This window comes from Methylocapsa aurea (genome assembly GCF_000746085.1).
Lineage (GTDB): Bacteria > Pseudomonadota > Alphaproteobacteria > Rhizobiales > Beijerinckiaceae > Methylocapsa > Methylocapsa aurea.
Genome location: NZ_KN050804.1, coordinates 256,969 through 271,697 on the forward strand (window position 1 = coordinate 256,969; position 14,729 = coordinate 271,697).

At 65.2% G+C, this 14,729-nt stretch carries 12 protein-coding genes; 10 read left to right on the forward strand and 2 right to left on the reverse strand.

Annotated elements, in window-relative coordinates; genetic code table 11:
* Positions 1–125 precede the first annotated feature (125 nt).
* The 6 genes from cobW to cobJ are packed head-to-tail and all read left to right on the forward strand — an operon-like array spanning position 126 to position 8,178.
* On the forward strand, positions 126–1,175 hold the full coding sequence (cobW, locus tag DL86_RS16395; protein ID WP_036263614.1) for a cobalamin biosynthesis protein CobW: 1,050 nt from the start codon (positions 126–128) through the stop codon (positions 1,173–1,175).
* The gene (cobN, locus tag DL86_RS16400) at positions 1,175–4,678 is read left to right on the forward strand and encodes a cobaltochelatase subunit CobN (protein ID WP_036263617.1); all 3,504 of its coding nucleotides are present in this window, start codon (positions 1,175–1,177) and stop codon (positions 4,676–4,678) included. Before cobW ends, cobN begins: the two co-directional genes overlap by 1 nt.
* Positions 4,672–6,018 carry a precorrin-3B synthase gene (gene cobG, locus DL86_RS16405; protein ID WP_051953603.1) on the forward strand — a complete coding sequence of 449 codons (1,347 nt, stop codon included), beginning with the start codon at positions 4,672–4,674 and terminating at the stop codon, positions 6,016–6,018. The genes cobN and cobG overlap by 7 nt, the downstream gene beginning before the upstream one ends.
* A complete protein-coding gene (locus DL86_RS16410) occupies positions 6,015–6,662 on the forward strand; it encodes a precorrin-8X methylmutase (protein ID WP_036263620.1) in 648 nt (215 codons plus the stop codon). Before cobG ends, DL86_RS16410 begins: the two co-directional genes overlap by 4 nt.
* Complete coding sequence (locus DL86_RS16415) at positions 6,659–7,402, forward strand: precorrin-2 C(20)-methyltransferase (RefSeq protein ID WP_036263622.1); 744 nt, start codon at positions 6,659–6,661, stop codon at positions 7,400–7,402. The genes DL86_RS16410 and DL86_RS16415 overlap by 4 nt, the downstream gene beginning before the upstream one ends.
* Positions 7,399–8,178, forward strand: a complete 780-nt coding sequence (cobJ, locus tag DL86_RS16420) for a precorrin-3B C(17)-methyltransferase (protein WP_036263624.1) — start codon at positions 7,399–7,401, stop codon at positions 8,176–8,178. The genes DL86_RS16415 and cobJ overlap by 4 nt, the downstream gene beginning before the upstream one ends.
* Here the strand turns inward: cobJ and DL86_RS16425 are convergent.
* The gene (locus tag DL86_RS16425; RefSeq protein ID WP_036263626.1) at positions 8,145–8,906 is read right to left on the reverse strand and encodes a cobalt-precorrin-6A reductase; all 762 of its coding nucleotides are present in this window, start codon (positions 8,904–8,906) and stop codon (positions 8,145–8,147) included. The genes cobJ and DL86_RS16425 overlap by 34 nt on opposite strands.
* 32 nt (positions 8,907–8,938) lie before the next feature.
* Between DL86_RS16425 and DL86_RS16430 the strand changes: the two genes are divergently transcribed.
* From DL86_RS16430 to cobM, 3 genes are read left to right on the forward strand one after another with little or no spacing between them, the layout of a single operon-like run.
* Positions 8,939–10,162 (forward strand): bifunctional cobalt-precorrin-7 (C(5))-methyltransferase/cobalt-precorrin-6B (C(15))-methyltransferase, encoded by a 1,224-nt coding sequence (locus DL86_RS16430; RefSeq protein WP_036263628.1) that lies wholly within the window; start codon positions 8,939–8,941, stop codon positions 10,160–10,162.
* The gene (locus tag DL86_RS16435; RefSeq protein ID WP_051953658.1) at positions 10,159–10,539 is read left to right on the forward strand and encodes a cobalamin biosynthesis protein; all 381 of its coding nucleotides are present in this window, start codon (positions 10,159–10,161) and stop codon (positions 10,537–10,539) included. The genes DL86_RS16430 and DL86_RS16435 overlap by 4 nt, the downstream gene beginning before the upstream one ends.
* Entirely contained in the window at positions 10,536–11,297 is a 762-nt protein-coding gene (cobM, locus tag DL86_RS16440) for a precorrin-4 C(11)-methyltransferase (RefSeq protein WP_036263633.1), read from the forward strand. The genes DL86_RS16435 and cobM overlap by 4 nt, the downstream gene beginning before the upstream one ends.
* Here cobM and DL86_RS16445 read toward each other — a convergent pair.
* Entirely contained in the window at positions 11,291–12,406 is a 1,116-nt protein-coding gene (locus DL86_RS16445) for a cobalt-precorrin-5B (C(1))-methyltransferase (RefSeq protein WP_051953605.1), read from the reverse strand. The genes cobM and DL86_RS16445 overlap by 7 nt on opposite strands.
* 32 nt (positions 12,407–12,438) lie before the next feature.
* Between DL86_RS16445 and DL86_RS16450 the strand changes: the two genes are divergently transcribed.
* Positions 12,439–13,806 (forward strand): cobyrinic acid a,c-diamide synthase CobB, encoded by a 1,368-nt coding sequence (locus tag DL86_RS16450; RefSeq protein WP_425348937.1) that lies wholly within the window; start codon positions 12,439–12,441, stop codon positions 13,804–13,806.
* Positions 13,807–14,729 lie beyond the last annotated feature (923 nt).

Genomic DNA, 14,729 nt, shown 5'->3' on the forward strand with positions numbered 1-14,729 from the left:
CCGGCGGGGTGCTCCGGCCTGTCTCGATGCCGGCGCAGGCCGGTGAAGGAGGCCGCGTTTTCACGGCGCTCCGGCCCAAGCACCCCTGCGCGTCATTTGGCGCGGCGAAGGAACCGGGTGCATTCATGAACAGCCTCGCCAAAATTCCGGCGACGATCATCACCGGCTTTCTCGGCGCCGGCAAGACGACGCTCATCCGCCATATTCTCTCCAACGCCGGCGGCCGGCGGCTTGCGCTCATCATCAATGAATTCGGCGACATCGGCGTCGATAGCGAGATTTTGAAGGGCTGCGGCGACCTCGCCTGCCGCGAAGACAGCATCATCGAACTCGCCAATGGCTGCATCTGCTGCACCGTCGCCGACGATTTCCTGCCCGCGATCGAGCAGCTTCTGGCGCTCGATCCGCCGCCCGAACATATAATCATAGAGACCTCCGGCCTCGCTCTGCCGAAGCCCCTGGTCAAGGCCTTCGACTGGCCCGCCATCCGCTCGAAATTGACGGTCGACGGCGTGATCGCCATCGTCGATGGCGCGGCCGTCGCGGAAGGGCGTTTCGCCGACGATCCGATCAAGCTGGCGCGCCAGCGACAGGCCGATCCCTCCATCGAGCATGACAATCCGCTCGAAGAGGTGTTCGAGGATCAATTGCTTTGCGCCGATCTCATCGTCGTCAGCAAGGCCGACCTTCTCGCCGCCGGCGAGTTTGAGCGCATCGAGGCCGACATCTTTGCCCGCGCCCCCCGCGCAAAGATCGTCGCCGCTTTCGAAGGCCGGATCGACGCCGCCGTCCTCCTGGGATTGGGCGCCGCCGCCGAGGACGATCTCGCCGCCAGGCCCTCGCATCATGACGGCGAAGGCGAGCATGATCACGACGATTTCGAAAGCATCATCGTCGAAGTCGCCGCCATCGACGACAGCGCCACGCTCATGCGCCAATTGGCCGCCGTCGCCGAGCGCTGCGACGTGCTGCGAATCAAGGGCTTCGTCGAGGTGCGCGGCAAGCCGATGCGGCTGCTGGTCCAGGGCGTCGGCCAACGGTTGCAGCACAGTTTCGATCGGCCATGGCGCGCTGACGAGCCGCGTCGCGGGCGCCTTGTCATCATTGGCGAGAAAGGCCTCGACGCGGCCGCCATCGCCGAGCTTCTTCCGGCGCGCCGGGAAGCCCTCGCCTGATGCATCTCCTGCGCACAGAAACCCGATCGCTGGACGAAGCGGAGGCCGCCGTCGACCTCGCGCAGACGCCGGCCGATCTGGTGTTCTTGTCGTTGTCCGACAGCGATCTCGCGATCGTCGCCGCCGCCGCGCAGAGCCGACCCAACCGCGCCATGAGCCTGCGGCTCGCCAATATCGCGCAGCTCAAACATCCGTTCTCGGTTGATCTCTATATTGAAAAGGTCGCCGCCAAGGCCCGCTTCGTCCTGGTGCGCCTGCTCGGCGGCCTCGATTATTGGCGCTATGGCGTCGAGGAGTTGGCCCGCGCGGCGCGGCAAGAGAATTTCGCGCTGGCCGTGATCCCCGGCGACGCCATGGAGGATGACCGGCTCGGCGCCGCCTCGACCTTGCCCGCCTCTGACCTTCGCGCCATTTCCGCCTGTTTCCAGGAAGGCGGACCCAAAAACATCGCTGCGCTGCTCGACTGGATCGAAGTCGCTTCAGGCGAACCGCTCGCTGGGTCCGAGCCGCGGCGCATCGCCGCCGCCGGCCGCTTCGAGGCCGGTTGCCGCCCCCGCGCCGGCGCCAAGGGACATGCGCTGATCGTTTTCTACCGCTCCTTCCTGCTGGCTGACGATACGACGCCGATCGAAGCGCTCGCGGAGGCTCTTGCGGCGCGCGGCCTGGATGTCGCCTCGATTTTCGTCGCCAGTCTCAAAGACCTGGAGGCGATCGCTTTCGTTCGCGCTGAAATCAGCCGCGACAGGCCCGATGTCATCCTCAATACGACAGCCTTCTCGGCCCGGCTTGGCGATGAACACAGCGTTCTCGAGGAGGCCGACGCGCCCATCCTGCAGGCGATCCTTTCCGGCGCGACCAAGGCGCAATGGGAGGCCGATCCACGCGGTCTTGGCGCCGCCGATCTCGCCATGAACATCGTCCTGCCGGAAATGGACGGACGTTTGATCACCCGCGCGATCGCCTTCAAGGCGCCCGCCGAGCCCAGACAAGATCTTGAATTCACGCCTCTCAAGCATTGTACCGCCCCTTCCCGCGTGGGCTTCGTCGCCGACCTCGCCATCGCTTGGGTCAGATTGCGCAAGACCCCGCCCGGCGAGCGCAAGATCGCCTGCATCCTATCGGATTATCCAGGCAAGAGCGGGCGCGGCGGCTATGCGGTCGGGCTCGATACGGCAAAGAGCGTCGCCTCGATCGCCGCGCTTTTGCGCGAGGCCGGATATGATATCGGATCGCTTCCGGAATCGGACGATCTTATGCGCAACCTGGAGGCGGCGAACGCGGGCGCGCGGCTGAGCCTGGCGCAATACCGGGTCGCCCTTAGCGCCATGCCGCCCAGCTTTGTCGAAAGCCTCCGGGCGCAATGGGGCGAGCCCGAGCAGGACGCCCTGGCGGCCTCCGGCGCCTTCTCCTTTCCGATTCTCTCCGCGCAGAATTTCCTCGTCGCGCTGCAGCCGGACCGAGGTGCCCGCGACGAGCGCAAGGCGCAATATCACAATGCCGCTCTGGCGCCACGCCATTCCTTTGTCGCCTTCTATGTCTGGCTGCGCGAGATCGCTAAGATCGACGCCATGATTCATTGCGGCGCGCATGGCACGCTGGAATGGCTGCCCGGCAAGGCCACCGCGCTTGGCGAGGCCTGCGCGCCGGAAGCCGTGCTCGGAGCGCTGCCGGTCATCTATCCTTTCATCGTTAATAATTCGGGCGAGGCGGCGCAGGCCAAACGCCGCATCAACGCGCTGACCATCGGCCATATGACCCCGCCCTTGACCGCAGCGGGAAGCCATGGCGCGGCGCTCGAAATCGAATCCCTGCTCGATGAATATGCCGCGGCCGAACCGCTTGACCCCAAACGCGCCCGCCTCCTGGCGCAGGCGATCCTCGATCGGGCGAGAGAAACGGGTTTGGCGCAAGACAGCGGATTGCAAGAAGGCGCCGGTCCGACCGCCGCCTTGCAACATCTCGACAGCTGGCTTTGCGACCTGAAGGACATGCGGATCGCCGATGGCTTGCATGTTTTCGGGCAATCGCCCGACCCCGCCTTGCGCGACGCCGCTGCGGCCAGTCTGATCCAGGCGATGCGGGAACCCTCCCCGGAAACCTCCGCCGCCGAGGCTTTGGAGCATATTCTAAACAGATTGGTTCAATCTGTTCGGCGAGAATATGCTCAGATCTTTAACACTGGAGCGATTTCTGATCGATCGAATGACTCCATTCGATCGGAAAGCGCTCTAGAGCGCATAAGCAGCCTCATCGATCGCTGCGGGCCGGCGGAATGCGGCAACCTCCTCAAGGCCCTCGACGGCTGTTTCGTCGCGCCCGGCCCTGGCGGCGCGCCCTCGCGCGGGCGGCTCGACGTGCTGCCCACCGGCCGCAACCTCTATGGCGTCGATCCGCGCGCGGTTCCAACCCGCACCGCCTGGGAAATCGGACGGCGCGCGGCGCGGGAGGTGTTGAACCGCCATGCCCAGGATCACGGCGAATGGCCACAGCGCATCGTCATGGATCTTTGGGCGAGCGCGACCATGCGCACCGGCGGCGACGATCTGGCGCAAGGCTTCGCTCTTCTCGGCGTCAAGCCAAGCTGGGATCACGCCTCCTCTCGCGTTAATGGCTTCGAGATCATTCCCCCTGCCCGGCTGGAGCATCCCCGCGTCGACGTCACCCTGCGCATCTCCGGCCTCTTCCGGGATGTGTTTCCGGCGCAGATCGCATTGTTCGATTCCGCCGTGCGCGCCATCGCCGCCCTCGAGGAAGACGCCGGCATCAATCCCTTGGCGGCGGAGTGGCGGCGCACATCGGAAATGCCCATGCGCATCTTTGGCGCGGCGCCTTCAACCTATGGCATTGGCCTTTCGCGGCGCCTCGACGGCGGGCATACCCGCTCGGACCTCGGCGCGCTTTATCTCGCCGCGACGTCGCATGCCTATGGCGGCGCGCGGGGAGAAGGCCTCGCGACGCCAGGTTTTCGCGAGCGAGTCGCCGCGGCTGACGCATTTGTCCATGTAGAGGACCAGGACGAGCGCGACATTCTCGATTCCGACGCCATCGTCGACCATGTAGGCGGCTTCGCCGCCGCAGCGCATATGCTTGGCAATGACGCGCCGCTCTACCAGGTCGATTCCGCCCGCCCCGACGCGATCAAAGCGCGCAGCTTGCCGGAACAAATCGCCCGCGTCGTTCGCGCCCGGGCGAGCAATCCGCGCTGGATCAAAGGGCAGATGCGCCATGGCCATCGCGGCGGCGCCGAAATCGCCGAGACGGTTGACCATCTCTTCGCTTTCGCGGCGCTCACGGACGCCGTGAAGAGCCGGCATTTCGAGCTTGTTTTCGAGGCGACCTGCGCCACACCCGAGGTGCGAGATTTTCTGATAAGGGCCAATCCGAAGGCCGCGCTCGCCATCGTCGAGCGCTTTGAGGAGGCCTTGCGCAGAGGCTATTGGCGAAGCCGCCGCAACTCCAGCCTCGACTGCCTCGGCGGGATGCGGGAGGCGCTGACATGCTGACCCGGGCTGAACTTCGCAAAGGCTGGTGCCCCGGCGCGCTGGCGCCGATGCCGGCGAAAGACGGCCTTCTCGTCCGGCTGCGCATCAGCGGCGGCATCGTCTCGGCCGATGCGCTGGCGGCGCTTGCGCGCGCCGGACGCGATCTTGGCAATGGGCTGTTCGATCTGTCCTCACGCGGCAATTTGCAGTTGCGCGGAGTATCCCCAACGCGCCTGCCCTTGCTCCATGCGCGGCTTGAAGATCTCGGACTGCTCGACGCTGACGCCGGGACGGAAGCCGTTCGCAATGTTCTCGTGAGCCCGCTTTGCGGCCTCGAGGCGCCAATTGACGTCGGCGCGATCGGCAAGGCGCTGGAGGCCGAACTCATTCGCGCCTATGACCTGCGCGGACTGCCCGGCAAATTCGGCTTTCTGATCGACGACGGCGGCCCGCTTTCTCTCGCACACACGCCAGCCGATATCAGGTTCGACTACGACCGAAGGCGCGGCCATTTCGCGATCGGCGTCGGCGGAGCCGCGGGCGAGGCTATTTGCCTTGGCGCATGCGAACCCGAGGCGCTCGTCGACATAGCTTTGCGCCTTGCTCGCGCCTTCCGACGGCTTGGCGGAGAGATGCTGGAGCCGCCCCGGCGCATGCGAGACCTGTTGCGGCAACAGGGGCCGAAACCCCTCGTCGCCGCTGCGGGCCTCAATCTGACGCCAGCGCCAAAGGGCGAGCTTGCCGCCGAACCCTGCCCGGTTGGATTGATCGCCCTCGGCGACGACACATTCTGCTTTGGCGTTGGCGCCCCCTTTGGCCGCTTCACGGCGCCCATGCTCGAGGCTGCGGCGCGGGCCGCTGCTCTTTTCGCGCATGGCGACATCAGATTGACGCCTTGGCGCGCGCTGATTTTTCCGCGAGTCGACGCAAGAAGCGAGGACGCCATGCGCGCCGCTTTTGCCGCGCAAGATTTCATCCTCGACAAGGATGACCCGAGGCTCGCGGTCGCGGCCTGCGGCGGCGCCGACGCCTGCGAGCGAGGCTCAACGCCAACCCATGCCGACGCTTTGGCCCTGGCGCCTCTGGCGCGGCGTCTGCGCGGGACCGGCGTCGCGCTGCATGTGTCCGGCTGCGCCAAGGGTTGCGCGCGCCAATCCGCGACACCCTACGCGCTTGTCGCGAACGGCGGACGGTATGATCTCGCCATTGACGCCGCGTCGCTTGATCCAAACCGCGCAACCTATCTCGCCAAAGGTCTTTCCTTGACGATGGCGCAAGACATGTTGGAAGGCCTGTTGGAAGAGATGTTGGATCCGATCGCCCAAAAAAATGCTCAACAAGCGGAACGCAACAGTCCATGACAACTCAACAGCAGTCGCGCCGCTTCGACTACATCAAGGACGGCGCGGAGATCTACCGCCGCTCCTTCTCAACGATCCGCGCCGAGGCCGATCTCGCCCGCTTCGTTGGGGTTGAAGAAGCCGTCGCCGTCCGGGTGATCCATGCTTGCGGCATGGTCGATGTCGCCGCCGATCTGGTGTTTTCGGAAGGAGCGGCGCAACGCGCGCGGCGGGCGCTTCAGGATGGCGCGCCGATCCTTTGCGACGCCAAAATGGTTGCGCAAGGCGTCACCGCATCGCGCCTTCCCCGCCGCAATGAAGTGATATGCGCGCTTGAGGACCCGGCCGTCGCCGCACTGGCGCGCTCGCTCGGGACGACCCGCAGCGCGGCGGCGCTCGAACTCTGGCGGGATCGTCTGGAAGGCGCCATCGTCGCCATCGGCAATGCGCCGACCGCCTTGTTTCATCTTCTAGAAATGTTTGATGAAATTTCGGCGCGGCCAGCTTGCATCATCGGCATGCCGGTGGGCTTCGTCGGCGCTGCGGAATCGAAGGAGGCGCTGATCATGGAGGCGCCCGCGCCCTTCATCACGGTGCGGGGACGCAGGGGCGGCAGCGCCATGACCGCCGCCGCCCTGAACGCGCTCGCGAGCGAAAAGGAATGAGCGATTCCACTCAAGGCAATGGGCGGCTTTTCGGCGTCGGCCTTGGCCCCGGCGATCCCGAGCTTGTGACGATCAAGGCCGCGAGGATCCTCGCCAGCGCGCCGGTCGTCGCCTTTTTCGCCAAGAAGGGCGCGCCCGGAAAAGCCCGCGCCACGCTCGATCGCTGGATAGGCGATCGGTGCATTGAATTGCCGCTGCTCTATCCGCTGACGACGGAAATCCCTTTTTGCGATCCTGCCTATGTCGAAGAAATGCGCGGTTTCTACGCCGAGGCGAGCGGCGCCGTCGCCGATCATCTTCAGGCCGGACGCGACGTCGCTCTCGTCTGCGCCGGCGATCCGCTTTTCTACGGCTCGTTCATGCATCTTTTTATCCGGCTGAAGGATCGCTTCGAGGTCGAGGTCATTCCCGGCGTCACCGGGATGTCCGGATGCTGGAGCGCGGCCAAGATTCCGATGACCTGGGGCGACGATGTCCTGAGCGTTCTTCCCGGCACGCTCGACGCAGCGTCGCTGACGCGCCATCTCATGTCGAGCGACGCCGCCGTCATCATCAAGATCGGCGAAAATCTCGGCAAGATCCGCGCGGCGATCGCGAAGGCCGGCCGCGCCGACGCGGCGATCTATGTGGAATGCGCCACGAGGGAGAATGAAATAGTCCTTCCGCTGATCGAAAAGACCGACGATATTGGGCCTTATTTTTCGATGATCCTCATTCCCGGCCAAGGCAGGCGGCCATGACGGCTTTTTGCGCCAGCCCGGGCGCCCTGCGGATCGTCGGCCTCGGCCCCGGCCTTGCGGCCTGGATCACGCCGGAAGCCTCGAGCGTCCTCGAAGGCGCCAGCGATCTCGTCGGCTACGCGCCCTATCTCGACAGGCTGCCGCTCCGAGATGGGCAAACGCGGCATCCAAGCGACAACAGGGTCGAACTGGAGCGCGCCCGCCATGCGCTTCGCCTGGCTCAGGAGGGGCGTTCCGTCGCCATCGTCTCCGGCGGCGATCCGGGCGTATTCGCCATGGCCGCCGCCGTTTTCGAGGCGATCGATTTGGGCGATCCCGCCTGGCGCGACATCGACATCGCGGTCTGCCCCGGAATCTCCGCGATGCAGGCGGCGGCGGCGCGGATCGGCGCGCCCTTGGGCCATGATTTCTGCGCGATCTCCTTATCCGACAATCGCAAGCCCTGGGCGCTGGTGGAGAAGCGACTCGCCGCCGCAGCGGTCGGCGATTTCGTCATCGCGCTTTACAATCCCGCATCGAAAGCGAGACCAACGCAGATCCATGACGCCTTCGCTCTGCTGCGCGCGCATAGGGTGGGCGCCGCTCCGGTCATATTTGCTCGCGCGGTCGGGCGCGAGGATGAACGCATCCACTTGGCGACGCTCGATAATGCAGACCCAGGCCTTGCCGATATGAGCACGTTGGTCATCATCGGCTCAAGCGAAACGCGCATCATCGCCCGCGAAAGCGGCGCGCCCTTTATCTATACGCCGCGCGGCGCGGGGGCCTTTACATGACGCAAGATGGCGGCGAGCGCATCGGAGGGATCGTTCAGCGCTGGAGTCGATGCGCTGCTTGGCCGCGCGACCATAATCACCGGCAGGGCGAGTCGCCGCGCCGCGACGATTTTGGCGAAGGTCGCCGCCGCGCCGCTGTTCTTGGTGACGATCACATCGATTTTTTCCTCGCGCAAAAGGCGCTCCTCGGCCTCGACCGCAAAGGGGCCGCGCTCCGCGATCACGCGATGGCGCGGCAGATTCGGCTTGGGTTCGATCGGATCGATCGCGCGAATAAGATAGAAATGATGCGGCGCCGCCTCGAAAGCCTTGAGCTGCAAACGGCCGACGGTGAGGAGAACGCGCTGCGCCTGCGGCCCGAGCGCCGCCGCCGCTCCAGCCATGTCGTCGACATTGATCCATCGATCGTCCGGCTCGGGCGCCCAAGGCGGACGCGACAAGACGATCAGCGGGACATTTGCGCGCGCGGCGGCCAAAGCGGCATGGCGCGACATCTGTTCGGCGAAAGGATGCGTGGCGTCGACCAGGACATCGACGCGCTGGGCCTTGAGATAAGCGGCCAGCCCCTCGATCCCGCCAAATCCTCCGGTCCGATAGGGGATCGGCGGTGCGATGGGTGCCTTGGTGCGGCCGGCGAAGGACAGCGTGGCGTCGATGTCCCTGCGGCCCGCGAACAAGGCGGCGAGCCGGCTCGCCTCGGATGTTCCGCCGAGCAAGAGAACCCGCATCGCTCGACCTCCAACCGTTCGCCGCGCGCGCCATGACCTCGCCATCCGCAACGCAGCCATGGTTGTCGCTGATCGGCATTGGCGAAGATGGCTTCGATGCGCTTTCTCCTGCCGCGCGGGCGCTGCTGGCGCAAGCCCATTTCGTCATCGGCGGCGCACGGCATCTTAAGCTTGCCGGAAAGCTTGACGCGCAAACCTTGCAATGGCCCTCGCCGCTATCGACGGCGCTGCCGGCGATTCTTGCGCACAGAGGGTCGCCTGTCTGCGTGCTCGCCTCCGGCGATCCCTTCTTTTACGGCATCGGCGCCCTGCTAAGCGCCCATTTCGCGGCGGAAGAAATGCAATGCTTGCCGGCGCCTTCCGCCTTCAGCCTCGCGGCGGCGCGCTTGCGTTGGAGTTTGCAGGACTGCCGGCTCATGTCGCTGCATGGCCGCGATTTCGAGCGGATCATTCCGGCGCTGCAACCGGCGGGCAAACTCCTCTGCCTGTCCTGGGACGAGACGACGCCGCCGCGCCTCGCCGAGTTGCTGCGCGCGCGAGGACTCGGCCAGTCCGAAATCGTCGTCATGGAGGCCTTGGGCGGGCCAAGGGAGCGCGTGCGCGCCTCGACGGCGCAGGCTTTCGACATGAACGAAATCGATCCCTTGAATCTCGTCGCGCTCGACATCAAAGTGGCGGCGCACTCGCGCATCATTCCCACTGGCGGCGCTCTCGCCGACGGTTTTTTCGAAACCGACGGCCAACTCACCAAACAGCCGGTTCGCGCCATCGCTTTGTCGGCGCTGGCGCTCCGAAGCGGAGAATTGCTTTGGGATGTCGGCGCGGGTTCGGGGTCGATCGCAATCGAATGGCTGCTGCGCGACCCGGCCAATCGCGCCATCGCGATCGAGGCGCGCCCGGATCGCGCCGAGCGGATCTTGCGCAACGCCAAGACCCTCGGCGTCCCTCAGATCGAAATCGTGACGGGCAAGGCTCCGGCGGCCTTCGCGAACCTGCCGCAGCCACAGGCGATCTTCGTCGGCGGCGGCGCCAGCGAAAGGAGCATCCTCGATGCCGCTTTCGCAGCCCTCCCCATTGGCGGAAGGCTTGTCGTCAATGCCGTGACGCTCGAGACCGAGGCGGAGCTGATCGCGCGCTTCAAGGCGCAGGGCGGCGAACTCGTCAAAATAGACATCTCCCGCGCGACGCCTATCGGCGGCTTTCTTGGCTGGCGTCCCGCGATGCCGATCACGCAATGGTCGGTGGCGAAGCAATGATCGCCATTGGAATCGGCTGCAAGAAAGGCTGCCCCGCCCAAAGGATCGTCGCCCTGGTGCGCACCGCACGGGCGTCGATCGACGATGCTGGCGCCCCCGCGACCCTGTTCACGCTCGCGGACAAGCAAGGGGAGACGGGATTGCACGACGCCGCGCAGGAACTGGGCCTGCCCCTTGTCTTTCTGGACGCGGAGATTTTGCGCCAAGCCTCGGGACGCGCCATCACGCGCTCGGACCGGGTAATGGCTATGTTCGGCCTGCCCTCCATCGCGGAAACCGCGGCGCTGGCAGGCGCCGGCCCCGCCTCCATCCTGCTCGCGCCGCGCGTCAGCGAGGCCGGAGCAAGCTGCGCGATCGCTGGAAGCAGAGAGCCATGACCGTTCATTTCATCGGCGCCGGTCCTGGCGCGGCCGATCTCATCACCCTGCGCGGCCGCGATCTGATCGCAAGCTCGAAGGTCTGCCTCTACGCCGGGTCGCTCGTGCCCCGCGCGTTGCTGGAGCATTGCCCCAAGGACGCGCGCGTCCTCGATACGGCGCCGATGAGCCTTGATGAGATCTGCGCTGAATTTGTCCGCGCCCAACGCGAGGGCGAGGATGTCGCGCGGCTCCATTCCGGCGATCTCTCGATCTGGAGCGCCTTGGGCGAACAGATCCGCCGGCTCGACCAGCTCGCCATTCCCTATACGATCACGCCCGGCGTTCCCTCTTTCGCCGCCGCCGCCGCCGCCTTGGGCCGCGAGTTGACCCTGCCGGAAGTGGCCCAGTCCCTCGTGCTGACCCGCACGCAAGGGCGCGCTTCATCAATGCCCGACCGTGAGACGCTCAAAGCTTTCGCCGCGACGCGGGCGACGCTCGCCATCCATCTCTCGATCCACGCCGTCGACCAGGTCGTCGCGGATCTGACGCCGCATTACGGCGCCGATTGCCCCGTCGCCATCGTGTTTCGCGCCTCCTGGCCGGATCAAAGAATTTTGCGCGGGACGCTGCGGACGATCGCCGAACAACTCGCCGGGGCGCCGATAGAGCGCACCGCGCTGATCTTCGTCGGGCAAGTTCTCGAGCCGCACGACTTTCGCGACAGCGCGCTGTATGATCCGGACTATCAACGCAGGTTCCGGGGAAAGCCTCAATGAACCTTGCGAAACGGCGTTCGCGCGATGAGACCGCCGTCGCGATCGAAAACCGCGATTTCAAGCGCAATGGCGCTCCCCCGCAGAGCCTTCGCGGCGGTCCGCCACGCCGCCTCCGCCACCTGCGCGCCAACATCGATGCGTCGCGCGATCGCAAGATCGACGACTTCCTTCGCCGTGTTGGCGCGCCTTGCCCCCGCGACGAATTCGAGGTCGGCGCCGGCATCGCCGCAACGCTCGGCGAGCCAGTTGAAATCGACCTCTCCCCGGCGCGAATGGAGGTCGAGCAGGCCCTGGCCGAGCTTGGTCATCTTGGCGAAACCGCCGGCGATCGTCACTCTGGCGACCTCGCGCCGGCGGAGATATTTCAGCATGCCGCCGACAAAATCGCCCATCTCGATCAAGGCGACGTCGGGCATATCGTGCAAGGCCTTCACCGCCGCCTCCGAGGTCGAGCCTGTGGCGCCGGCGATATGATTGAGGCCGGCGGCGCGGGCGACGTCAATGCCGCGATGAATCGCATCGATCCAGGCCGCGCAGGAAAATGGCACGACGATTCCGGTCGTGCCCAGGATCGAGAGACCGCCGATAATGCCGAGCCGGGCGTTGAGGGTCCGCTCGGCGATTTTTTCGCCGCCGGGGACCGAAATTTCGACGAGAACGTCGCCGGCCACGCCAAAACGGCGCGCGACTTCATCGATGGCCGCGGCGATCATTTTGCGCGGGGCGGGATTGATCGCGGGCTCCCCCGGCGGCAGAGGCAGGCCGGCGCGGGTGATCATGCCGACCCCTTCGCCGGCGGCGAACGCAACCCCGGTTCCCGCAGCGGCGCGGCGCACCTTCGCGATCACCAGCGCGCCATGCGTCACATCGGGGTCGTCGCCCGCGTCCTTGACGATGCCAGCGCGCGCAAAATCGACGCCAAGCTCCTCGAACGCCAGCGCGAACGAGGGCCGCGCGCCGCCCGGCAGGGTTATGCCGACGGGATCGGGAAACCGCCCGCACAGCAGCGCCTCGAAGGCCGCGCGCGCGGCAGCGGTGGCGCAAGCGCCGGTCGTCCAGCCTTTGCGCAAATGCGGCCGCCGTTCGGGGTCCATCTCGATTTGGCTCATGGAGCGATAGGCTCTTTCTCGGGAGCTGGCTGGTGAGCTTGCCTGATCGAAGTTCAACAAGTTTAACACGCGGCCTCGTCGTCGCGGCTCCCCGATCGGGCAGCGGCAAGACCCTGCTGACCCTTGGCCTTATGCGCGCGTTCCGCAACCAAGGCCTGCGCGTCGGCGGCGCCAAATGCGGGCCGGATTACATCGACCCGGCGTTCCACGCCGCCGCGACGGGTCAGCAGAGCCTCAATCTCGACAGTTGGGCGATGGCGCCGCCTCTCCTGCGCGCCTTGGCGGCGGCGGCCGGCGAGGCTTGCGATCTCATCCTGTGCGAAGGCTCGATGGGGCTTTTTGACGGCGTGGCGGGGGAGCCGGGGCGGACCGGCGCCTCGGCGGATGTCGCGGCGGCGCTCGGCTGGCCAGTTCTGCTCGTCATCGACGTCAGCGGCCAGGCGCAAAGCGCCGCCGCAATCGCCAAGGGCTGCGCGCTTTACGATCCGCGCATCGAGATCGCCGGCGTCGTCCTCAACCGCGTCGCCAGCGAGCGTCATCGCCAACTCGCTGCGCGAGCCATAGAAAGTCAGGGCATCGCGGTTTTCGGCGCATTGCCGCGCGCGAAAAGCGTTCAGCTGCCGGAGCGCCATCTCGGCCTGGTGCAAGCCGGGGAGACCGAAAATCTCGAGGCGCTGCTCGACGCAATCGCCGGCTTTGTCAGCGAGCATATCGACTTGAAGGCTATTTTGCCCCGCGCGCAGGCGGCGGCGGTTGGGGTCGATGCTCAAATGTCCGCCTTAGCGCCGCCCGCCCAGCGGATCGCAATCGCCCGGGACGAGGCCTTTTCCTTTCTTTATCCACATATCCTCGCTGGCTGGCGAAGCGCCGGGGCGGAAATTTGTTGGTTTTCGCCCCTCGCCGACGAGCCGGCGCCCGAGCATTGCGACCTTTGCTGGCTGCCGGGCGGCTATCCGGAACTCCATGCGGGACAAATTGCCGCGGCCTCCGCTTTCCTCGATGGTCTGCGCCGCTTCGCGCAAACCAAACCGGTCCACGGGGAATGCGGCGGCTACATGGTTTTAGGTCAAGGACTGGTCGACAAGGATGGGAAGACGCATCGCATGGCCGGCCTGCTTGGCGCTTCCTTCAGCTTCGCGAAGCGCAAACTCCACCTGGGCTATCGCGATGCGCGGATCGCCGCCGACCACCCTTTAGGCCCCGCCGGCGCATGCCTGCGCGGTCATGAATTCCATTATGCGACCGTCGAGGCGGCGGACGCATCCGACCCGCCTTTCGCCTTCGTCAAGGATGCGCATGGAAATCCCGAACAAGCCGAAGGGGCCAGACGCGGCCATGCGACCGGGAGTTTCTTCCACGTCTTGAGCGCCGCGCGATCGGACGGACTGACCAAGATATAGTCCGAAATGCTCTGCCGGCGCGGGAAGCGGGACAGCCGAAAGGAGCACAATAGATCTTGCTGCGCCATATTTAAGCTTGGGACGACGAAGATGTCCCGCCCGGACCGTCAACGTCTGTTCGAAAGCTCCATACTCAAACGGCGACTGATAAAAGAGGCTTTTTCCTAGTCGTCACCCTTGGCGCTTTGGCCTTCTTTGCCAAGGAGATATCCGCAAGTGCCGCTTGACCCCGAGTTAGAATTCCTTTTATAAGGGCAAATCGAGGAAAGACTGGAGGGCTTCTAGGTGTTGCCTGGAAAGTCCGACGCGAACCGCGTGCGTAAAGAAACAGTCCGCGGTGAGGAAATTCCCGGTTACATATTCGATGAGCCAATTCGGAATTCTTGTAATAAGAGATGCCTTATTGCAAGTTGCGCCAATCTAGATTGACAAGAAGATTTAGATTATACAAAAGCGCACCGATAATACGCCGCATCGCGTAATCAAATCTTAGGAGGAAACAATGGGTGCAATTCTGGACTTGCTGGGCTACCTTTCGACGCCGATCGGCGCGATTGCCGCGATTGCTGGCGGAGCCGCCTTGTTCTTTTTTGGCCGGTGGGTTCTCACCGACTAAAGATCTTGACGCATTCTCTGGATCGGCAGCGGAGCTTGCGCTGAACAACGGTCCAGAGGCGTCTCGCGCTGCATCCATCATTGACATAAGAGGCCCAGTCGCGCTTGTCTAAGACGAGCGAGCGTTTTTTGGCGAGCGTTTTGGGGCCGTCTCCGGCATGTCAGCGCGCCGCCCAATCAGCAAGGCCTCATCTGGATTATAGGCAAGGTTTGATAGGCGACGGGTCTCCCGTCTCCTTCGATCATCATGTCAACATCATGGGTCTTTTACTTCGGATTCATGAGGGCGCCGCAACGCCGGATGGAAT

What these genes read in the sequence shown, in the direction of transcription:
- cobW (WP_036263614.1), top strand. Translation starts at nt 126, where the DNA reads ATGAACAGCCTCGCCAAAATTCCGGCGACGATCATCACCGGCTTTCTC.
- cobN (WP_036263617.1), top strand. Translation starts at nt 1,175, where the DNA reads ATGCATCTCCTGCGCACAGAAACCCGATCGCTGGACGAAGCGGAGGCC.
- cobG (WP_051953603.1), top strand. Translation starts at nt 4,672, where the DNA reads ATGCTGACCCGGGCTGAACTTCGCAAAGGCTGGTGCCCCGGCGCGCTG.
- DL86_RS16410 (WP_036263620.1), top strand. Translation starts at nt 6,015, where the DNA reads ATGACAACTCAACAGCAGTCGCGCCGCTTCGACTACATCAAGGACGGC.
- DL86_RS16415 (WP_036263622.1), top strand. Translation starts at nt 6,659, where the DNA reads ATGAGCGATTCCACTCAAGGCAATGGGCGGCTTTTCGGCGTCGGCCTT.
- cobJ (WP_036263624.1), top strand. Translation starts at nt 7,399, where the DNA reads ATGACGGCTTTTTGCGCCAGCCCGGGCGCCCTGCGGATCGTCGGCCTC.
- DL86_RS16425 (WP_036263626.1), bottom strand. Translation starts at nt 8,906, where the DNA reads ATGCGGGTTCTCTTGCTCGGCGGAACATCCGAGGCGAGCCGGCTCGCC.
- DL86_RS16430 (WP_036263628.1), top strand. Translation starts at nt 8,939, where the DNA reads ATGACCTCGCCATCCGCAACGCAGCCATGGTTGTCGCTGATCGGCATT.
- DL86_RS16435 (WP_051953658.1), top strand. Translation starts at nt 10,159, where the DNA reads ATGATCGCCATTGGAATCGGCTGCAAGAAAGGCTGCCCCGCCCAAAGG.
- cobM (WP_036263633.1), top strand. Translation starts at nt 10,536, where the DNA reads ATGACCGTTCATTTCATCGGCGCCGGTCCTGGCGCGGCCGATCTCATC.
- DL86_RS16445 (WP_051953605.1), bottom strand. Translation starts at nt 12,406, where the DNA reads ATGAGCCAAATCGAGATGGACCCCGAACGGCGGCCGCATTTGCGCAAA.